Annotated in this window: 18 protein-coding genes; 7 read left to right on the forward strand and 11 right to left on the reverse strand. The window is 65.9% G+C overall.

The features are described from left to right. Positions 1-78: 78 nt before the first annotated feature. Positions 79-1,524 (reverse strand): MFS transporter, encoded by a 1,446-nt coding sequence (locus tag ON44_RS45900; RefSeq protein ID WP_040701789.1) that lies wholly within the window; start codon positions 1,522-1,524, stop codon positions 79-81. Between the two features lie 117 nt (positions 1,525-1,641). On the opposite strand from ON44_RS45900, the gene ON44_RS45905 reads away from it, so the two are divergent. Continuing rightward, entirely contained in the window at positions 1,642-2,109 is a 468-nt protein-coding gene (locus tag ON44_RS45905) for a MarR family winged helix-turn-helix transcriptional regulator (RefSeq protein WP_040701790.1), read from the forward strand. A 5-nt stretch (positions 2,110-2,114) separates the two neighbouring features. Here the strand turns inward: ON44_RS45905 and ON44_RS45910 are convergent, their stop codons facing one another. From ON44_RS45910 to ON44_RS45920, 3 genes are all read right to left on the reverse strand, one after another. Then, a complete protein-coding gene (locus ON44_RS45910) occupies positions 2,115-3,659 on the reverse strand; it encodes an acyl-CoA synthetase (RefSeq protein ID WP_040701897.1) in 1,545 nt (514 codons plus the stop codon). Between the two features lie 138 nt (positions 3,660-3,797). Next, the gene (locus ON44_RS45915) at positions 3,798-3,986 is read right to left on the reverse strand and encodes a ferredoxin (RefSeq protein ID WP_040701791.1); all 189 of its coding nucleotides are present in this window, start codon (positions 3,984-3,986) and stop codon (positions 3,798-3,800) included. Continuing rightward, positions 3,983-5,278: a cytochrome P450 gene (locus tag ON44_RS45920; RefSeq protein ID WP_218007792.1), complete on the reverse strand. Its 1,296-nt coding sequence runs from the start codon at positions 5,276-5,278 to the stop codon at positions 3,983-3,985. The genes ON44_RS45915 and ON44_RS45920 overlap by 4 nt, the downstream gene beginning before the upstream one ends. Positions 5,279-5,479: 201 nt before the next feature. On the opposite strand from ON44_RS45920, the gene ON44_RS45925 reads away from it, so the two are divergent. Genes ON44_RS45925 through ON44_RS45935 form a run of 3 tightly spaced genes read left to right on the forward strand, consistent with a single transcriptional unit; the run spans position 5,480 to position 8,679 of the window. Next, positions 5,480-6,610, forward strand: coding sequence for an acyl-CoA dehydrogenase family protein (locus tag ON44_RS45925; RefSeq protein WP_040701793.1), 1,131 nt, complete (start codon positions 5,480-5,482; stop codon positions 6,608-6,610). After that, entirely contained in the window at positions 6,607-7,833 is a 1,227-nt protein-coding gene (locus tag ON44_RS45930; protein ID WP_040701795.1) for an acyl-CoA dehydrogenase family protein, read from the forward strand. The genes ON44_RS45925 and ON44_RS45930 overlap by 4 nt, the downstream gene beginning before the upstream one ends. Next, positions 7,834-8,679 (forward strand): SDR family NAD(P)-dependent oxidoreductase, encoded by an 846-nt coding sequence (locus ON44_RS45935; protein WP_040701797.1) that lies wholly within the window; start codon positions 7,834-7,836, stop codon positions 8,677-8,679. Here ON44_RS45935 and ON44_RS45940 read toward each other — a convergent pair. Further along, entirely contained in the window at positions 8,621-9,316 is a 696-nt protein-coding gene (locus ON44_RS45940; RefSeq protein WP_051183431.1) for a TetR/AcrR family transcriptional regulator, read from the reverse strand. The two genes, ON44_RS45935 and ON44_RS45940, sit on opposite strands and share 59 nt — an antisense overlap. A 35-nt stretch (positions 9,317-9,351) precedes the next feature. Here ON44_RS45940 and ON44_RS45945 point away from each other — a divergent pair, with 35 nt between their 5' ends. After that, positions 9,352-10,119: a tyrosine-protein phosphatase gene (locus ON44_RS45945; protein WP_051183432.1), complete on the forward strand. Its 768-nt coding sequence runs from the start codon at positions 9,352-9,354 to the stop codon at positions 10,117-10,119. On the opposite strand, the gene ON44_RS45950 is transcribed toward ON44_RS45945, so the two are convergent. After that, complete coding sequence (locus tag ON44_RS45950) at positions 10,105-11,376, reverse strand: aromatic ring-hydroxylating oxygenase subunit alpha (protein ID WP_040701903.1); 1,272 nt, start codon at positions 11,374-11,376, stop codon at positions 10,105-10,107. The genes ON44_RS45945 and ON44_RS45950 overlap by 15 nt on opposite strands. A gap of 188 nt (positions 11,377-11,564) precedes the next feature. Between ON44_RS45950 and ON44_RS45955 the strand changes: the two genes are divergently transcribed. Then, positions 11,565-12,152 carry a TetR/AcrR family transcriptional regulator gene (locus tag ON44_RS45955; RefSeq protein ID WP_040701799.1) on the forward strand — a complete coding sequence of 196 codons (588 nt, stop codon included), beginning with the start codon at positions 11,565-11,567 and terminating at the stop codon, positions 12,150-12,152. A gap of 23 nt (positions 12,153-12,175) precedes the next feature. On the opposite strand, the gene ON44_RS45960 is transcribed toward ON44_RS45955, so the two are convergent. From ON44_RS45960 to ON44_RS45980, 5 genes are all read right to left on the reverse strand, one after another. Then, complete coding sequence (locus ON44_RS45960) at positions 12,176-13,621, reverse strand: amidase (RefSeq protein ID WP_040701800.1); 1,446 nt, start codon at positions 13,619-13,621, stop codon at positions 12,176-12,178. A 191-nt stretch (positions 13,622-13,812) separates the two neighbouring features. After that, positions 13,813-14,598, reverse strand: coding sequence for an SDR family NAD(P)-dependent oxidoreductase (locus tag ON44_RS45965; protein ID WP_218007793.1), 786 nt, complete (start codon positions 14,596-14,598; stop codon positions 13,813-13,815). Between the two features lie 110 nt (positions 14,599-14,708). Continuing rightward, entirely contained in the window at positions 14,709-16,157 is a 1,449-nt protein-coding gene (locus ON44_RS45970; RefSeq protein WP_040701802.1) for an aldehyde dehydrogenase family protein, read from the reverse strand. A gap of 55 nt (positions 16,158-16,212) precedes the next feature. Next, positions 16,213-17,133, reverse strand: a complete 921-nt coding sequence (locus ON44_RS45975; protein WP_051183433.1) for an SDR family oxidoreductase — start codon at positions 17,131-17,133, stop codon at positions 16,213-16,215. An 81-nt stretch (positions 17,134-17,214) separates the two neighbouring features. Next, on the reverse strand, positions 17,215-18,441 hold the full coding sequence (locus tag ON44_RS45980) for a cytochrome P450 (protein ID WP_040701804.1): 1,227 nt from the start codon (positions 18,439-18,441) through the stop codon (positions 17,215-17,217). Positions 18,442-18,565: 124 nt separating this feature from the next. Here ON44_RS45980 and ON44_RS45985 point away from each other — a divergent pair, with 124 nt between their 5' ends. Then, entirely contained in the window at positions 18,566-19,855 is a 1,290-nt protein-coding gene (locus tag ON44_RS45985) for an amidohydrolase family protein (RefSeq protein WP_040701806.1), read from the forward strand. Positions 19,856-19,857: the final 2 nt, after the last annotated feature.

Here is a 19,857-nt window from a genome sequence, read left to right on the forward strand (position 1 = left end):
TACAAGGGCGCCCCGGACCTGCTGCCGGTGCAGGTTCGAGGCGCCGTTGCCACCGCGCCACGCTGCGCGGGTGAGCCATCAGACTCCGGCGGGGACTTCCGCTTCGGTCTGCTCGGCCGGACGGGCGGCAATCACACGACGGACCGGAATGGCCATCGCAACCAATGCCGCCAGGACCGATACGCCACAGCCGATCAAGAACGCGACGCGGAAACCGTCCTCGGTGGGGATGCTGTGACCGCCGACCGTGACGGTCAGCTGTGCGAGCACCGCGCCGACCACGGCCGCGGAGATCGAGGTGCCGATCGAGCGCATCAGGGTATTGAATCCGTTGGCGGCGGCGGTCTCCGACTGCGGCACCGCACCCATGATCAGGGCGGGCATCGCGCCGTAGGCGAAACCGACACCCGAGCTGCAGATGATGTTCACGATCAGCAGTCCCCAGGTGCTGCCCATCAGGACCTGCGCGGAGCCGTAACCGATGGCCATGATGACGGCACCGACCACAAGGGTGAACTTCGGACCGCGCAATGCCGACAGCTTGGCGCCGACTGGAGAGATCAGCATCATCATGATTCCGGCGGGAGCCATCCACAGTCCCATCGCCATCATCGACTGGCCGAGACCGTAACCGAGTGAACTCGGCAGCTGCATCAACTGCGGGACACTCAGCTGCAACGCGTACATACCGACGCCGATGGCGACCGTCGCGAGATTGGTGACGAGCACCTGCGGCCGAGCGGTCACCCGCAGGTCGACCAGCGGCTCGACGGTCCGCAGTTCCCACCAACCCCACACCAGCAGCAGCACTACGGCCGCGACGAACAGGCCGAGAATGCTGCCGCTCGTCCAACCCCACGTCGCGCCCTTGGACACGGCGAGCAGCAGCGACACGAGGCCGGCGCCGAGGAGTACCGCACCGAGTCCGTCGAAACGACCCGACGGCCCTTCGGCAATACCCTCCGGGACGATCAGCGTGATCAGCGCGGTGGCGACCGCGACCAGCGCCGCCGCCGCCCAGAACAGCACCCGCCAGTTGCTGTACTCGGTGACCGCCGCCGCCAACGGCAGACCGAGCGCGCCACCGATACCGAGCGAAGAGCTGATCAGTGCGATGGCCGAGCCGAGTCGCTCGGGCGGCAGCACATCCCGCAGCAATGCGACGGCCAGCGGGATGGTGCCGAAGCCGAGGCCCTGCAGGCCGCGGCCGATGATCATCGGCAGCAATGAACCCGCCATGGCACAGACCACCGAGCCGACGATGAGCGGCACGGTCGAGGCGATCACCATCCGGCGCTTGCCGAACATATCGCCGAGGCGTCCGGCGACCGGAGTGGCGACCGCACCCACGAGCAGGGTGACCGTGACCACCCAGGACGTATTGGCCGCCGAGGAATTCAGAATCTGCGGCAACTCGCCGAGCAATGGCACCACGAGCGTCTGCATCAGCGACGCGACGATGCCGGTATAGGCCAGCACGGCCAGGATGGCGCCCGGCCGGACAGCGGAATCAGGCTTGTCCACGCAAATCTCCCTCGGACTCACAACAATCAGCGTGTATCGTACACTACATGTGTATCATGCATTCCACGTGAACAATACACGCACTGTGTGTGATGCACATCTCCGAGGAAGGAAGGCATGGACAAGCGCATACAACTGATCGAGTTCGAGACCTTGCTACTCGGCCACTACCGACTGAGCCCGCAGCATCGGCGCACCGATGACCCGCTCGAGCGCAGCTCATATCTGCTACTGAGCCGACTGCGGATCCAGGGCCCGATGTCGCTGCGGCAGCTCAGCGACGCCCTGGGATTGGATGTGTCGACGCTGCATCGGCAGACCGCCACACTGCTGCGCACCGGACTCGTCGAACGCATCCCCGACCCCGACGGCGGTATCGCGCGCAAGTTCCGCGTCACCGCCGACGGAGGTCAACGCCTCGATCGGGAGCGTGCTGTCATCATCGAGGTACTGGCAGCGGTGACGCAGGATTGGACCGCCGAGGAGCGCGCCGAATTCGCCTGCTATCTGGAGCGTTTCAACAGCGATATCGAACGGCTGTACGGACGGACATGGCCGCGCCCGGAGCCGATGCCCGCCCGGTAGGTCGCTCAGCTGACCAGCGTGTCGTGGCCTTCCCAATACTGGGCGCGCAGCCGGCGTTTGTAGAGCTTGCCACTGGGATCACGGGGCAATTCGGTGACGAAGTCGACCGTGCGCGGGCATTTGTAGGAGGCTAGTTCCGCGCGGCAGCAGGCGATCAGCTCGGCCGCGATCTCGGCACCGGCGGCAGCCGGATCAATCAGTTGGACAACGGCTTTCACCGCCTCGCCCATTTCCTCGTCCGGCACGCCGAGCACGGCGACGTCGGCGACCATGGGATGTGCGGCGAGGACGTTCTCGGCCTCCTGCGGGTAGATATTGACCCCACCGGAAATGATCATGTGGGCCTGGCGATCGGTCAGGTACAGATAGCCGTCGGCATCCAGATAGCCCATATCGCCCAGGGTGCGCCACCCCTTCTCATGAGTCACCGAAGCGGTCTTCGCGGCATCGTGGTGATATTCGAACGGCCGTCCCCCACCGAAATACACCACCCCGACCTGGCCGAGCGGCAACTCCTCGCCGTCCGCGCCGACAATGTGACACTCCTGCGCAGGTCTACCCACCGAGCCCGGATGTGCCAGCCACTCCTCGGCGCTGATGTAGGTGTTCCCGACATCCTCGGTCCCGGAGTAGTACTCGCTGAGGATCGGTCCCCACCATTGCAGCATCTGCCGTTTCACCGGCACGGGGCACGGCGCCGCCGAGTGGACCACATTCACCAGGCTGGAGATGTCGTAGCGTTCGCGTTCGGCCTTCGGCAATCGCAGCAGGCGTACGAACATCGTCGGCACCAGTTGCGCGTGCGTGACCCGATGACGCTCGATCAGCTCCAGACATTGCCGAGGGTCGAAGCGTTCCATCACGATCACGGTCGCGCCGATTCGATGCCACGACATCGAGAACACCAGCGGTGCACCGTGATACAGCGGTGCGGGCGACAGATAGACCGCATCCGCACTGGCGCCGCTCACCAGCAGACCCCGCGCGATCTGCACCGGCGCCGAATCCGGATCGCCGAGCGGAGCTGCGGGCAGCGGTTTGCGAACTCCCTTGGGCTGCCCGGTCGTTCCCGAGGAGTACAGCATCTCCCGGCCCTCGCATTCGTCGGAGCCGAGCGGATACGGTGATGTCGCCGTCAGCACATCCTCGTACTGCTCGAAACCGACCAACTCCCCCACCGCCACGATTCGGACCGGGAGGGCGGAGAGGTCGAGCTCGGCCACCACCTCGGCCATGGACTCGCTGGCCACCAGTGCGGTGGCGCCGCAGTCGTCCAGGATGTACTGCACCTCAACGGCTTTCAGATGCCGGTTGATCGCGGTATAGTACAAACCGCAGCGCTGCGCCGCCCACGCGATCTCGAGAAACGGGCGATTGTTCTCCATGAGAATCGCGATGTGGTCGCCGACCGCGAGCCCGCGCGAAAGCAGGGCCCTGGCGAACCGGATCGACCGCTGCTCCAACTGGGCATAGGTCACCACCTCGCCACTGGACGCCAGCACGATCGCCGGGCGATCCGGCGCCCGATCGGCATGCCAGCCGGGCGTCATCGGTGCCGCGGGTGTCCGCACAACGTCGTCGCCCGCCACTGGATCACTCTGTTCGGCAATGTGATTCTCGGCCATGGAACAACACGCTTCCTCGGATTGAATGCCGGTCAGCTGATATCGGCGGCCGCATCGAACCGGTCAACTCGCGGTGATGGCATGCTCCGGGCAGGCCGACACCGCGACCAGGACGGCGCCGGCGAAGTCGGCCGGAACGTCGGGAGTCCGCACCTCGGCGTAGCCGTCGTCGTTGAGGGTGAACACCTCCGGGCACAACGACAAGCACACCCCATGTCCGCGACAGCGGTCGGAATCGACCGAGACCTTCATCGGGTACCACCTTCCGCGATATCGAATTCCAGATGCAGCGCGGTCAGGCCGCGCAGGACGAAGGTCGGCACATACTCGTACTCGCGTGCGTCGGCGGCGCCGTGCACCGCTTCGTCGATGCGGATATCGGTCGTGCGGTCCAGCAGCCGCTCGATGGCCACGCGGGCCTCGGCCCTGGCCAGCGGTGCGCCCGGGCAGGTGTGGATGCCACGGCCGAAAGCGATGTGGGTGCGGGCATTCGAGCGCTCGGGATCGAAGGTCGACGGACCGTCGAAGCGGCGCGGATCCCGGTTGGCGCCACTGTTCACCACCATCAGGGTGGTACCGGCGGGCAGGTCGACCCCGCCGACGCTGACCGGCACCCGCGACAAACGGAAGTCGCCCTTGACCGGGCTCTCCATGCGCAGCACCTCCTCGACGAAATTGGGTATGCGCGAGTGGTCTTCGCGCAGCCACCGCTGCAGTTCCGGCTGTTCGGCGAGCAATTTCAGCGCGGAGCTGAGCAGTCGAACAGTGGTCTCCTGACCGGCCGAGAACAGGTTCGTGGCCACCCGGACGACATCGAGCACCGTGGGTTCCGAGCCGTCCGGGAACATCGTGGTCGCCATGCTGCCGAGAACATCGCCGCGCGGTTCGCGGCGCCGGTCCTCGATGTAGTCGGCGAACTTGCCGTAGAGGAATTCGATCGGATTGTGGTGCATGGATTCACCCTCGGTGCTGCCGAGGGTGGAGCCCTCCCGGTGCGGGTCGCGCTGCAATGCCTGCAGGAATTCCTCCTGGTCGGCCGCGGGCACGCCGAGTAGATCGGCGATGACGTACAGCGTGAACGGTCCGGCGAAGTCACGGATGAAGTCGCCGCGGCCGGGTGCGAGGTAGCTGTCGAGCATCCGGTCCGCGAGCGTCCACATCGCGTCCTCGTTCTCCTTGAGGCGCTTCGGGGTGATCAGCCGCATCAGCAGGCCGCGATGCTGGGTGTGCACCGGCGGGTCCAGGGTCGGCAGCTGGTCGCTGAACGGCAGTTTGTCGCGGTGCTCGGCGATCAGCGCATCGATATCGCCCTCCAGCGGCACCGGGAAACCGGGGAACGGACCGGTCACCGAGGTGCAGGAGGAGAAGTGCTGGGTGTCGTTCAGCACCTCGAGCGCCTCGTCGTAGCCGGTCACCATGTACACGCCGTGGTGGTTCTCGCGCGCCACCGGGCACTGTGCCCGCATGGCGTCGAAGTACGGATACGGATCCGCTATGAGCTCCCGCCCGAGAAAGAAATCCATCTCCTCGAAGTCGTTCACCACTGATGGCTCCCTTCGCCACCGCGCGCTCGTCATGGACCTACCGACCGGCACGCGAGAATGCTACTCTCGATAACTGTTGAATCCGATTCTCACATCGGTACGGGAGACCGTCAAATAGGAGACGGCGGCGCGCGGTTTCCGACCAGCGCGTCTCAGTCCGGTGAGCAGGTGCTCAGCGGTTGATTCGGAGGACCGAAAATCATGAGTGTCGAGCCGACCGGCGATCAGCGGTTGTTCCAGACGACGACCCGCGAGTTCCTCGACCACACCGTCCCGATCGAGACGGTGCGCGAACTCGCCGATGCCGCATCGGGTTTCGATGACCTGTGGTGGCGACGGGGCGCGGAGTTGGGCTGGACCGCGATGCTGGTGCCCGAACATCTCGGGGGCGGCTCGATTTCCGGTCAACCGATGACCGAACTCGCGCTGGTGGCCGAGGAGTTCGGTCGCACCTGCGCGCCCGGCCCGTTGATCCCCACCAGTGCCGTACTCACCGGACTGGCGGCCACGGGCGATCGGTTCGCCGATGTGATCGCCGAGATCGTCAGTGGGGACGCGATCGCCGCGTGGGCGCTCTACGAGCCCGGCCACGGTTTGGATCTCACCGCCCCGGACACCCGGGCCGAACCCGACGGTACCGGCTACCGGCTCACCGGACTCAAGGACCGCGTCGAAGCCGGTGACCGCGCCGACCTGTTCCTCGTCACCGCACACGGCCCGGACGGCCCGATCCAGCTCCTGGTGCGCGCCGATACCCCGGGCGTGACGGTCACCCCGACCTGGACGCTCGACCTCGTTCGCCGTACCGCCCGGGTCGAGTTCGCGAATGTCTTCGTCGGCGCCGAGGCCGTGGTCCAGCAGGGCGAAACCGCCACCGCGGCAACGCAATCGCAACTGCATATCGCAGCGGCGCTCAGCGCCGCGGAGTCGGCCGGCGCCGCCCAGCGCGCCTTCGACGCCACCGTGACCTGGATGTTCGACCGCTACACCTTCGGCCGCCCGCTGGCCTCCTATCAGGCCCTCAAACACCGCATGGCCGATAACAAGACCTGGCTGGAGGCCTGCCATGCGACCGCCCGCGCCGCGGCCGCGGCCATCGACGAAAATCACTCCACGGCAGCCGAATTCGTCAGCGTCGCCAAATCGTATGTCGGTACGAAGGCGCCGGTGATCGTCCAGGACTGCGTCCAGATCCACGGCGGTATCGGCGTCACCTGGGAACACGACCTGCATCTGTTTCTGCGGCGAGTCACCTACGGCCGGGCCCTGTACGGCACCCCGGAGGAACATCACCGCCGTATCACCGACCTACTCGTTCGGAGCGCCGCATGACCACCGATCTCGAACCAGTGGACAGCTTCCGTGACCGTGCCCGGCGCTGGCTGAAGGAAAACCTCCCGCCCACCACGCAGACCTACACCGGCGCGGACCACGACGAAGTGTGGGATCGCGCGCGCGAACTGCAGCGCATCCTCTCCGACGGCGGCTTCGCCGGTATCTGCTTCCCGAAAACCTATGGCGGCCAAGGGCTCACACCCGCCCACCAGCAGGCCTTCACCGAGGAGTCGCTCGGCTACGAGATGCCGCTGGTGCTGAATGTGCCGACGCTGGCGATCTGCGCGGCCACCCTGCTCGAGCTGGGCACCGAGGAGCAGAAGCGCGCGCATCTGACGGCGGTGCTGCGCGGTGCGGAGATCCTGGCCCAGTTCCTGTCCGAACCACGTGGCGGCTCGGATCTGGCCGGGCTGACCACCCGCGCCGATCGCGACGGTGCCGAGTGGATCCTCAACGGCTCCAAGATCTGGAGTTCGGGCGCCTATGCCGCCGACTACGGGCTGTGCCTGGCCCGCACCGATTGGGACGTGCCGAAGCACAATGGACTCACCCTTTTCCTCGTCCCGGTCGCCGCGCCGGGCGTAACGATCCAGCGGATCAAACAGGTCACCGGATCGACCGAGTTCTGCCAGGAGTTCTTCGACGATGTCCGGCTACCCGCCGACGCCGTGATCGGCGAGGTCGGCGACGGCTGGGCGGCGGCGTCGCGGCTACTGAATCACGAACGGGCCGCCATGGGCGGCACCTCGCCCTACACCAGCGGCCAACGCCCCCACCTCGGCGTTGAGGCCACCACGTTGGTCGACTTGGCGCGCGCGACCGGCCGTCTCGACGATCCGCGGGTGCGTGCGGATATCGGGGCGGCCAGGGCCATGATCGTGGTCCGCAACCAGCTCATCGCGCACGTTTCGCACGCCGTCGGCACCGGCGCACTGCCGCCCGCGGCCGGATCCATCGTGCGCCTGTTCAGTGCCGAAAATGCTTTGCTGCAAACCGATTCCGCGGTCACGATCGCGGGCGCGGCGGCGGTGACCGGCGATCCGGACGGTCCGGGCATCGGCCAACTCGGCATCGACTATCTGTTCCGCAACGCCTGGAGCCTGGCCGGCGGCAGCACCGAAATGGCCCGCAACATCATCAGCGAACGCGTACTCGGCATGCCCCGCGAACACGCCGCCGACCGCGACGTGCCGTTCAACAAGGTCGAGCGAGGTCGTTGAGTGACGGGTTGGTTCGAACAGCGCAGCGGCCTCGACGGCACCGTGGCCGTGATCACCGGCGGCGCAGGCGGTCTCGGGCAGGCGATCGTGCACGATCTGGTCGCCAACGATGTCCGGCCCGCAGTCCTCGACCTCGATGCCGAGGCAGCCGAGGCCCTGCGGCACACGATGGCCGACCGCGACGCCCTGGTGCAGGTCGGTGACGCCCGCGATCCCGATACGCTGGCGGCACTGTTCGCCGCCGTCGACGACCGCTGGGGTCGGCTCGACACACTCGTCAATGTCGTCGGCGGCACCTTCCGTGCGCCGTTCACCGACACCACACCGAAGGGCTGGGACGCGCTGCTGCGCACCAATCTGCTGCATGTATTCCACTCCTGCGCACTGGCGGCGCCGCGCATGCGGGCCGGTGGGCGCGGCGGCAGCATCGTCAATATCACCACCATCGAAGCGCACCGTGCCGCACCGGGTTTCGCCGTCTACGCCGCCGCGAAGGCGGCCGTCGAACAGTTCGGCCGCACCCTCGCCGTCGAACTCGCACCGGACCGGATCCGGGTCAACAGTGTGGCCCCGGACTTCGTGCCGACCCCCAACCTCGCCAGGTTCTCGCATGGCGACGGCGCCATGTCCGATCCCGCCGGGGCCCGGGTCGCCATCCCACTGGGCCGCCCCGGTCAGGTCACCGATGTCTCGAACTGCGTGGTGTTCCTCGCCTCGGCCCTTTCGGCCTACCTCACCGGTACCACCCTGCACCCCGACGGTGGCACCTCGGCATCGGCGGGCTGGTTCAACTGGCCGGATACCGGTTGGGCCAATTACGCTCCGCTGCGCTATCTCCAGAGTTGATCGGGGTGATCGCGCGCAGGCAGAACGCGGTCGTGCGGTCGATATCGGCGGCGGTCGGCTCGACCCGGCGCCAGAGGAAATCGGTCAGAGTGCCGACAGTCGCGTGTGCGACGAGCCCGGCATCGAATTCCGGGTCCTGGCTGCCCATTTCGGCGAATGCGCCGTGCAGCAGTGTGGCGAGCCGACCGCTCGGCGTCGGCGATCCGGCATCGAGATCCGGGGCCGACCCGCCGGCGTTCCACAGCACCGCCCTGGTCAACGTCGCCGTGGCCTCGGCGGCCTGGGACAGCACCGCCTCGACCCAGCGTCGCACCTGGTCCTCCGGTGTATCCGCCGTGCGCATTCGGCGGCCGGCATAACGCACCAGGCGCTCGGCGCCATCCTCGATGAGCGCGGAGATGAGTGCGTCCTTCGACGGAAAGTGCCGGTAGAAGGCGTCATTGGACAGACCGGCGGCCGCGACGATATCGGCGACACGCGGGCGCGACGCGGTGCCGCTGGCGCGGATGACGGCCAGTGCGGCATCCAGCAGGCGGCGCACCTCATCGGCGTAGGTCGCCTCCCGTTTGGCGAGAGCCCGCGCTGCGATGCGGCCCACCACATCGACCTTTGGACCCGCAAGACTATTCTCGCTCACAAGAAGAGTATTCTCAGAATTAGGAGTCGGCGCAAATGCCCGAGCGTGTCCTCACCCTGCAGGGTGCGACGAACTTCCGCGACCTCGGTGGCTATCCGACCGTCGACGGCGGATACACCCGCTGGGGCATGGTCTATCGCTCCGACGCTCCGCACCGGCTCAGCATCGACGACCTCGCCATCATCGAACGCCTGGGGCTGCTGGTCGCCTACGACCTGCGCACCGACGAGGAACGCGACCGGTCCCCCTCGGCCCTGCCCGCCACCGTGCGCCGGATACCGCTCACCATCGGCGGCACCGCCGCCCACACCCGGGCCAATGCCGAGATGATCCGGACCCGGCCCGCCGAAATTCCCGACGACTTCCTTGCCGAAATGTACCGCCGGATGGCCGATTTCGACGCCGGCATATTCGGGCGGATCCTCAACGAGCTTGCCGATGCCGACGGTACACCGGCGCTGATCCATTGCACCGCGGGCAAGGATCGCACCGGCGTCGCCGCCGCACTACTGCTTGCGGCACTCGGTGTCGACGAGACGACGATTCTCGACGACTATGAACTCAGCGCCATCCACTTCACCGACCGGCGCCTGCCCCGCCTACTGGCCCGCCTGCCCGAGGATGTCGACCCCGCACGCTACCGCGCAGTTTTCGGTGCACCGCGACTGGCGATGTCCACCCTGCTCACCACACTGCGGGAACAACACGGGAGTATCGAGGGCTATCTGCGTACCAGGGCCGGGCTGTCGGCCTCCACCCTCACCGCGCTGCGCGACCGGCTGGTCCAGTCAGCCGTTTCGTGACTCCGCCCGGTACCCGGCAACGAAGTCGGTGGCCTGTTTGTGCAGATGCCGCAACAGGATCTCCTGGTCATTGAGCGGGAACTCGGTGATCGCCCGTGATTCGAGCATGGTCTGGGTCGCCTCGAGGGTGTTGCAGTCCTGCAGGCCGAATTCCTTGAAGGTGAGCGCGGCCAGTTCCTGACGCAACCGGTCGGTGGCGTTGCGCGCGGGGGCGAAATAACAGGTGCCCTCGAAGATGTGCTTGTTGTAGGCGGTCGGCCAGTAGTGATACGTCAGATACCAGCCCGGCGCCCACACGACGATCATGAAATTGGGGAAGAAGACGTAGGAGTCCAGGCCCCATGCCCGGTGCCGGGCGGGGTTCAGGCCGGGTGGCAGATTGTCCAGCGCGGGGATGTCCGGGCGATCCCAAGCGCCGAAATTGCCGCTGCGCAATGCCCTTTCGATCGGCTTGACCATATTCAGGTCCTTCGGCGGCGCCATGCCACCCCACGAGGACACCATGCCGTGCGGCCCGTCCAGTTCGTAGTGCAGCGCCTCGAAGCCGAAGTTCGACAGCTTCGACGACTCACCGGACACGTACTGCTTCGCGTGCAGGATGGGCGCGTGGTAGAACTCGGCGAAGGCGTCGATGTAGAGCTTCCAATTGCTGCCGACCTCGGCCCGGTACTTGTACACCTCGGTCATCTCCCCGAACGGGTAGCCCGCCAGACCCTCGGCGAACTTGCCGAGATAGTCGGTCAGCGGCGCGGCATCGTCATCGAGATTGACGAAGATGAAGCCCTCCCACACCTCGCAGCGCACCGGCTTCAGGCCGAACCGGCTCTTGTCGAAGTCGAAGAACTCCTGCTCCTGCTGTACGAAGGTGGCCTCGCCCTCGAGACTGTAGCGCCAGGCGTGGTACTTACAGGTGAACTGTCGGCAAGTACCGGCAGTCTCCTGGCCGGGATAGTCGTCCCAGACCAGCTTGTTGCCGCGATGACGGCAGACATTGTGGAAAGCGCGGATTTGCCGGTCGTTGTCCTCGACGATGATCAGCGACGTGTTCACCACCGCGAGCTCTTTGGTGAAGTAGCTGCCCTTGCGTGGAAGCTGTTCCACCCGACCGACATTCAGCCAGGTCCGCGCGAAGATCGCCGCACGTTCGAGCTCGTAGTGCTCCGGCGAGATCGAGTCCTCGAACGACACCAGGCCGGTGCCCAGCTCTGGATAGTGCTCCGTCCACGACCCCTCCGCGGGCTTCGCGAAATGCGGCATCTGTAGCTCCCGTCCCATCTGACGCCGCGACCAACCTGGGTCGCCGACACAGGTCGAATGCTAGTCGATCGTAAAGCAGATTGCTAGTCGATCGTAAAGTGATTTCCTTGCCGATCGTAAATCAACCACCTTGCTGCTCGTCAAGTACAGTCATATTCACCACGACGGGCTCGAGGGGAAGGAAAGGTATGACCACCGCAACCGAGGCAGCCGATGTCGCGCGGGAAATCGACAGTCGGCAACGCCTTCTCGACGTCGCGGTGGCACTTTTCATCCGGCACAGCTTCGCCGGCACCTCGCTGCAGATGATCGCCGACGAACTCGGCTTCACCAAGGCCGCGATCTACTACCACTTCCGCACCCGCGAACAACTACTCCTCGCGGTGCTGCAACCACTACTGCAACAACTCCGGTCGGTGATCGAGACCGCCGAACAGCAGCGCACCGCCCGTACCCGCGCGGAGTCGATGCTGAACGGCTATGCCGAACTCGCCGCCGCGAGCCGATCGATCGCCGCCGTCGTGACCACCGATCCCAGCGTCATTCGCGTGGTGCGTCAGCAACCGGACTGGCGCGAGGTGATCGATCGGCCGGTGGCGCTACTCGCGGAACCCAACCCTGGACCGGATGGTGTCATCGCGGCCACCGCGGTGCTGACCGGCCTGGCCGGTGCTGCGTCCGGCGCACCGAGCGATGTCGACCAGGAGACTCTGCATCGACAACTGCTCGACATCGGCCGCCGGATACTCGGACTGCGTAGACCGCGAACCCCGTGACACCGCACCGCATTTCGGGAGTGCTATCCCGGCGCCTCGAACCCGCCGATCTTCTGCTCGAGCAGTTCGGCCAGCCGCAGCGGGGTGCGGTCCTCGAACATCGGACCGATGAGCTGCACTCCCACCGGCAGACCCTCGGAGGACCGGCCAGCTGGTATGGCGGTGGCAGGCAGTCCGGGCATGGTGGCCAGACCCGCCCAGACGGACTGGTCGATGTACGGGTACTCGACGCCGTCGATGTCGATCCGGCGTTCCCCGCGGTTGTGGTCGTGCGGGAACGCGGGAATCGAGGTGATCGGACACACCACGGCATCGAACTCGGCGAAGAGCTGCCGCCAGCCCTGGCGGTGCAGTTCGCGGCGAAGGTTCGCCTCGATCCAATCGCGGTGGCTCGAGACCATGCCGCGCAGCCGTGCCGCGTCGAGACCCTGGTCGTCGGCGCTCAGCCCGGCGGCGCGGCTCCGCAGCTCCTCGTACGCCTCGGCGGGAAAGCGCGCGGCGAAGTTCGAAAACATCAAGTGTGCGTAGAGCGTCGCGGCTTCGGTCAGGTCGGGCAGTAGCGGACTGTGCGGTTCGACGCGGGCACCGACGTCGACGAGCGCGTCGGTGACTCGGTTCAGCGCGGCCCGCACAGCGGACCCGGTCGGAATGAGCGGATGGTCGTCGAGGACCAGGACACGGAATTCGGAGAGCCGCTCATGGCGCGCGGGCGGCAGAGTCATGTCGTAGGCGACGCCGAGCGTCAGCGGGTCCGGCCCGGCCATCACCTCCAGCAGCAATGTGAGGTCGCGGGCGGTGCGCGCCATCGGACCACAGACGCCGAGGTCGCCCTCGGACGGCAGCGCCGGTGCGGACGGCGGGACCATACCGCGACTCGCGACCAGCCCGAATGTCGGTTTGTGTGCGTAGACGCCGCAGAAATGCGCCGGGTTGCGCAGTGAACCCGCGAGGTCGGAGCCGATAGACAACGCGCCGAAGCCCGATGCCAGCGCCGCCGCTGAACCACCGGAGGATCCGCCCGACGTGCGACCGTGATCCCACGGGTTATTGGTGGTGCCGTAGATCTCGTTGAAGCTCTGCCAATCTTGCAGCATGAACGGCACATTCGTCTTTCCGAGAATCACCGCGCCCGCGGCCTTCAACCGCGACACCGCCACCGCGTCCTCAGCGGGCAGATAGTTCGCGTACTGCGGCATCCCCCAGGTCGTGGGCAGCCCGGCAATGTTGTAGGACTCCTTGACCGTCACCGGAATACCGAGCAGCGGCCGGTCCTCACCGCGAGCGCGCGCCTCGTCAGCACCGCGCGCGGCGGCACGCGCACGGTCGAAATCCGGCACACAGATCGCGTTGATCGCCTTGTCGTCCCGCTCGATTCGGGTGATCGCCTCGTCGGTCAGTTCCACCGAGGTCACCTCACCGGCACGCAACGCAGCTGCGAGCTCTTCGGCCGACCGAAAACTCCACTCCATCAGACCGACCCTACCGACCGCCGCACGCGCTGAACCCGCTCCTGCGCGAACTATGTGGCGACGCTTGATTTTCCGCGGGCCGCTCAGGGCTGGCCGTCCCGCCGTGCGGAGGGGAACAGGCGCTCGACGGCGGTGACGATCGGCGGCTCGGCGGGCCGCAGCCTCCCGACGCCGCCTAATGGGATAGGGCGTCAGCGCTTCATTTGCCCCGCCATCGCCATCAGTGCGTCGCGCCGTGGCATCGAGAGGAGCGTTTCGAATGTCGACCGGTAGTAGTCGCTGCTGATGAAGACGGGACCGTCGGAGAGATTCTCCAGGGTGAGTTGCGCTACTTCCTCGGCCGACATCACTTCGGGCAGTGTGGACATGTCGATGCCCTGGTTGGCTGCGGCTTCGGATTCCGTTGCGCCGGGGCATAGTGTCAGGACATCGATTCCTTCGGGCTGGAGCTCTGCCCACAGGCCTTCGCCCAACGCTTTCACCAGCGCCTTGCTCGCCGAGTAGGCGGCGGAATATGGGCAGCCCATGAGGGCTTCGACCGAACTGGTGAAGATCAGGCCACCGCGACCGCGCTGACGCAGGCGCGGGATGAAACCGTGGGCCAACTGCATCGGCACATGACAATTCACCATCAGCATGTCCGCCATCGCCTGCGGATCGTTGTCGGCGTGCGCACCTTTCATACCGAAGCCGGCGTTGCTGACCACCAATCCGACATCGAGCGCGCCGGTAGCGTCGAGCATCTGCTGTGGGGCCGTTGGTGCCGAGAGGTCGATCTGCACGGCCCGCACCTGGACGCCGTGTTCTTGCGACAGCTTTGCCGCCAACTCCTCCAACCGGTCGAGTCGACGTGCGACCAGCACAAGGTCCAGCCCCATCGCCGCCAGCACCTCGGCGAACGCCTTGCCGATACCCGATGACGCCCCGGCAACGAGCGCCACCGGCCCGTACTGGTCTTTGAAATCGCCGATATCCAATCGAGCCTCAATTCCACGTTCCCACTGACGAATCCAGCTTCGTTATATCGGATTCGCCCGGCGCCGAGCAGGCCACCATCCACCGGGTGGAACGGCTCGTCATCTTTTCGTCACACCGCGGGAAAGGCGATGGATTTGAGCTCGGTGTACTGGTCGAATCCGGCGGTGCCGTTCTGGCGTCCCACACCGCTGGCCTTGTAGCCGCCGAACGGGGTGTCCGCGCCGTAACCCGCGGTGCCGTTGATGCCGATGAAGCCCGCGCGCAATCGTGCGGCCACGGCCAGTGCGTGCTCCACCGATCCCGACATCACGTTGCCCGCGAGGCCGTACGGACTGTCGTTGGCTATGCGAACCGCATCGTCCTCGTCGTCGTACGGAATGACGACCAGCACCGGACCGAAGATCTCCTCCTGGGCGATGGTCATCGAGTTGTCCACATCGACGAAAAGCGTTGGCTCGACAAAGAATCCCCTGTCGAAGCCTTTTGGTTGCTCGGCGCCGCCGACGAGCAGCGTGGCACCTTCGTCGATGCCGGTCCGGATATAGCCGCGAACGCGGCTGCGTTGCTTATCGGAGATGACCGGACCACACAGCGTGGCGGGATCCTGTGGGTCGCCCGGTGCGACCCCCTCATACATCGCCTTCAGAATCGCAACCCCCTCGTCATACCTCGACCGCGGCAACAACAGTCGAGTGGGATTGGCGCAGCCCTGGCCGGCATGCATGCACGGCGCAATACCCATCATGCAGCCCAAGGCCAGGTCGGCGTCCTCCAGGACGATGGTCGCCGACTTGCCGCCGAGCTCGAGGAACAGGCGCTTCATTGTCGCCGCGCCCTTCGCCATGATCCGTTTACCGACGGCGGTGGAACCGGTGAAGGAGATCATGTCGACTTTCCCCGACAGCGTCAGCTCCTCACCGACCAGATGATCCGATGCGGTGACGACATTCACCACACCCGGTGGTATGTCGGTCTTTTCGGCGATCAACCGGCCGAGCCGGGTGGCATTGAACGGGGTGTCCGGTGCGGGCTTCAGCACGACGGTGTTGCCGGTCGCCAATGCTTGACCGACCTTGTGGATGGTGACCTCGAAGGGGAAGTTCCACGGCACGATCGCGCCGACGACGCCCACCGGCTCACGCCAGACCTGCCTGGTCGTGTGCACGCCTGTGACCGACACCAGGGCATCGCCGAGGGAGGTTCGCCACGGATAACTGTCGATCAGCTCGGCCGGATACCTGAGCGCATCCGCCAGTGGCGCGTCCAGTTGCGGACCCATCGTGATCGCCCGCGGGCAGCCGACCTCGAGTATGAGTTCCTCGCGCAATTCCTCCCGCTCGGACTCCAATGCGTCCTGCAACTGCAGCAGACAGCGTTGCCGGACGGCATGATCGGTGGACCATGTCGTTTCGTCGAAGGCTCGGCGGGCGGCATCGATCGCCGCCCGCATATCGAGTACCGACGCGTCGGCGACCGCACCGAGCACCTCCTCGGTGGCGGGGTTGATGTTGTCGAATGTCCCGGCCCGGCCGTCGGCGAGTTCCCCGTCGATCAGCATCCTCGATTCGAAACGAACCCGGGGATGGGAGCCGACGGGGTGGGTGAACGCGGTGTCAGGCATTTCTCTCGCTCTCATGCGACTGGAGGTCGGCCGGTCGCGGGTGGCTCGCGGCACCGGATCGTGGAATCCCCAGCATCAAACGGGTCAGGTGGTGCAAGACCGACGCGGGCAGAATGCGACTGGCGATCAACAGCATTCGCGCATCCGGGCCCACTGCGCGGCGCACGAACGGCGCGGTGCCGCCGAGCGCTCGGCCGAGTCCGGCAGCGAACTGTTCCGGCGAGCGGGCCGCGTACTTCATCGCCGCCCGCCCGCGCCGGTCCATGGTGCGGTGATGGCGGGCGTACGGCCCGTCGAGATCCCGGCAATCGGTGGTCCCCGCGTCGGTGATGATGTCGGTGTCGTAGGTGCCCGAGACCAGGACCGTGACACCGACGCCGAACGGTGCGACCTCGATGGCCATCGATTCACCCCACCGCTCGAGCGCGCCCTTGACCGCGGAATACGCTGCCGTAGCGGGCATTCCCCGCACACCGGCCTGGCTGGAAACCAACACGATGCGCCCACGGCCCGCCGCCCGCATCGCAGGTAGGAGAGCCTTGGTGAGTGCCACCGGGCCGAACAGGTTGGTCGCGAACATCCGCTCCCACACGCTCACCGGTGTCTCCTCGACCATTCCGGCCGCGGAGATACCGGCGTTGTGCACCACCGCGTAGGGAGCACCGACGGCACGGACAATGGCAGCCGCGGCCTCCTCGATCGACGACGGGTCGGTCAGGTCGAGCTGGACGCCGATCAAGCGGGGATCATCGTGTAGCGCACCGGTTTTCGCGCGCAGCTGGTCGAGCCCGGTATCGACGGAACGCATGGCTGCGACAACTCGCCACCCCCGCCGGTAGAGATACGCCCCTGCGGCGAGTCCCAGACCCCTCGAAGCACCGGTGATGACAACGCTGCGCGATTCGTTCGGCATAGAACCTCCGTGTCGTTCGGCGCGAACTGAAACCTAATATTTGTTCAGAGACTAGCGACGGATGGATCGATCGGTCAATCACTATCGGTCCCATACCACTTCGAGGTGCGGCGGGGACCGGAAGAACGTGCCCGCGACGTACGGCTCAGGCCTCTCGGGGTCGAGCCGCAGCCCCGGCAACCGGTCCAATAGCGCTTCGAAGATCACGGTGCTCTCGAGCCGGGCGAGATGCATGCCGAGGCAGACGTGCGCGCCGTGACCGAAACCGATGTGCGGCTTGCGTTCCCGGAAAATGTCGAAGCGCTCGGGATCACCCCATCTGCGCTCGTCGTGATTCGCACTGCCGAGGTTGACCGCCAACAGCGAACCCGCCGGAATCGGTACGCCGTGGAACTCGATATCACGTGTCGTCTCGCGCATGAAGTTGAGCAGCGGCGTTTCCCAGCGGATACCCTCCTCGATCGCCTGGGGCAGCAGGCCGCGGTCGGCTCGGACCGCGGCCTGCTGATCCCGATGAGTGAGCAGTGCGAAGGCCAAGCTGGCGGTGGACCGCGAGGTGGTTTCGGCACCCGCGGGCAAGAGGTTTCGCAGGAACCCGTAGATCTGCTCATCGGACATCTTGACGCCGTCGATGTCGGCCTGCGCCAGCACAGTGATCATGTCGTCACGGGGCACGCGCCGGCGTTCGGCGAGGATACCGACGAAGTACTCACGCAACTGCGCCGAGGCCCGCAGTGCGGTGTCCATATCCGAGTGGAATCCCAGCAGCTCGATGGCCAACCGGTGGAACTCCGGAATATCGGATTCGGGCAATCCGATGAGCGCCGCGATGACCCGCACCGGAATCGGCATGAACACCTGCTCCACCAGATCGGCCCGCCCGACATCGCGAACCCTGTCGACGGTGCGCTGGACCAGTGGACGGACCAACTCGCCCGCCCAGCGCCGCATCGACGAACGGGCGAAAGCGAATTCGTGCAGCTTGCGATAGACCTGATGCTCGGGTTCCTGCATCTCGAGGATCGTCGGCCCCTGCAGCGGACGCACGATCGCCTCGTAGCACCGCGTGCTGAAGGTCTTGTTGTCGGTGAATACGGACTTCACCGCGTCGAAGGTGTATGCCGAAAAGATCTGCCTGCCGTCTGCCGGATTGTCGAATACGGACATCTCCGGCCACCCCGGATGTACCGCCGCCCGCGCCCGCAATTCGGCCAGCATCGGATACGGCGACGCATCCCCGTCGGCACCCATGCCCGCATCGAATCTGGCCTGCGCATCCTTGACCCCCTGTGTCAGTTCATCGGCCATGTGACGACTCCTCGGTACCTAACTTTTGTTCGGATCGTAACCGTTCGCAAAGTGATCCATCGGCCGTTGACCAAATATCTGTTCAGAGCTACAGTCCGAACGAACGGTAGACAAGGAGCGCGGTATGGACATGAACGACTTCGTACTCGTCTCGGTAGACGATCATCTCGTCGAACCGCCGGACATGTTCGACAACCACATCCCCGCCAAGTACAAAAACGACGTGCCCAAGCTCATCCAGCGAGCAGACGGCACCGACGCGTGGGTGTTCGAGGGCCAGGAAGCCACCAATGTCGGCCTGAACGCGGTCGCGGGCCGACCCCCGGACGAGTACGGCGCCGAGCCGACCAAACTCAGCGAGATCCGCGACGGCTGCTACAACATCCACGAGCGCATCCGCGATATGAACGCCAATGGCGTTGCCGCGGCGTTGAATTTCCCGTCCTATCCCCAATTCTGCGGCCAGTACTTCGCCCGCGCCAAGGACAAGGACCTGGGCCTGGCCGTACTGCGCGCCTACAACGACTGGCACATCGACGAGTGGTGCGGCACCTACCCGGGCCGAATGATCCCGCAGGCGCTGCCCCCGATCTGGGATCCGGAACTCATGGCCGAGGAAGTGCGGCGGGTGGCGAAGAAGGGCTGCCACGCGGTGACCTTCTCGGAGAACCCGACCAAACTGAACTATCCGTCACTGCACGACCCGCACTGGGATCCGTTCTGGCAGGCGTGCAGTGACGAGGACACCGTGGTGAACCTGCATATCGGTTCCTCGTCGAGCGTGGTCATCACCTCGATCGACGCACCGGTCGACGTGATGATGACCTTGCAGCCCATGAGCATCGTGCAAGCTGCCGCCGACCTCATCTGGTCGCCGATGCTGCGCAAATTCCCGGATCTGACCTTCGCGCTATCCGAGGGCGGGATCGGCTGGGTGCCGTACTTCCTCGAACGCGTCGACCGGGTGTACAAGATGCACCGCGCGTGGACACACCAGAACTTCGGCGATCGGCTGCCCAGCGAGGTTTTCCTCGAACGCATCGCACTGTGCTTCATCGACGACGGCTTCGGCGTCGAGAACCGGCACAAACTCAACCTCGACATGGTCGCCTGGGAATGCGATTACCCGCATTCGGACTCGACGTGGCCACTGGCTCCGGAGACGCTGGCCGATTACCTCGACGGTGTGCCCGACGACGAGATCGACAGGATCACCCACGCGAATGCGTTGCGGCTGTACTCCTTCGACATGTTCGAACATCTGCCCAAGCAGGACGCCACGGTCGGCGCACTCCGGGCACAGGCCGCCGACGTCGACCTGGGATTCCGTTCATCCGAACGCCTGAAGAAGACCGGTACCGATACCGTGACGGTCCTCGACCTGGCCCGGCAACTGCCGACACCGTCGGCTTGAGA

Origin of the sequence: Nocardia vinacea NBRC 16497, assembly GCF_000308835.1 — a bacterium.
GTDB classification, from domain to species: domain Bacteria; phylum Actinomycetota; class Actinomycetes; order Mycobacteriales; family Mycobacteriaceae; genus Nocardia; species Nocardia vinacea.

Coding starts and splice junctions, on each gene's coding strand:
- ON44_RS45925 (WP_040701793.1), top strand. CDS start 5,480: ATGAGTGTCGAGCCGACCGGCGATCAGCGGTTGTTCCAGACGACGACC.
- ON44_RS45985 (WP_040701806.1), top strand. CDS start 18,566: ATGGACATGAACGACTTCGTACTCGTCTCGGTAGACGATCATCTCGTC.
- ON44_RS45960 (WP_040701800.1), bottom strand. CDS start 13,621: ATGGAGTGGAGTTTTCGGTCGGCCGAAGAGCTCGCAGCTGCGTTGCGT.
- ON44_RS45915 (WP_040701791.1), bottom strand. CDS start 3,986: ATGAAGGTCTCGGTCGATTCCGACCGCTGTCGCGGACATGGGGTGTGC.
- ON44_RS45950 (WP_040701903.1), bottom strand. CDS start 11,376: ATGCCGCATTTCGCGAAGCCCGCGGAGGGGTCGTGGACGGAGCACTAT.
- ON44_RS45975 (WP_051183433.1), bottom strand. CDS start 17,133: ATGCCGAACGAATCGCGCAGCGTTGTCATCACCGGTGCTTCGAGGGGT.
- ON44_RS45980 (WP_040701804.1), bottom strand. CDS start 18,441: ATGGCCGATGAACTGACACAGGGGGTCAAGGATGCGCAGGCCAGATTC.
- ON44_RS45955 (WP_040701799.1), top strand. CDS start 11,565: ATGACCACCGCAACCGAGGCAGCCGATGTCGCGCGGGAAATCGACAGT.
- ON44_RS45945 (WP_051183432.1), top strand. CDS start 9,352: ATGCCCGAGCGTGTCCTCACCCTGCAGGGTGCGACGAACTTCCGCGAC.
- ON44_RS45910 (WP_040701897.1), bottom strand. CDS start 3,659: ATGACGCCCGGCTGGCATGCCGATCGGGCGCCGGATCGCCCGGCGATC.
- ON44_RS45970 (WP_040701802.1), bottom strand. CDS start 16,157: ATGCTGATCGACGGGGAACTCGCCGACGGCCGGGCCGGGACATTCGAC.
- ON44_RS45905 (WP_040701790.1), top strand. CDS start 1,642: ATGGACAAGCGCATACAACTGATCGAGTTCGAGACCTTGCTACTCGGC.
- ON44_RS45930 (WP_040701795.1), top strand. CDS start 6,607: ATGACCACCGATCTCGAACCAGTGGACAGCTTCCGTGACCGTGCCCGG.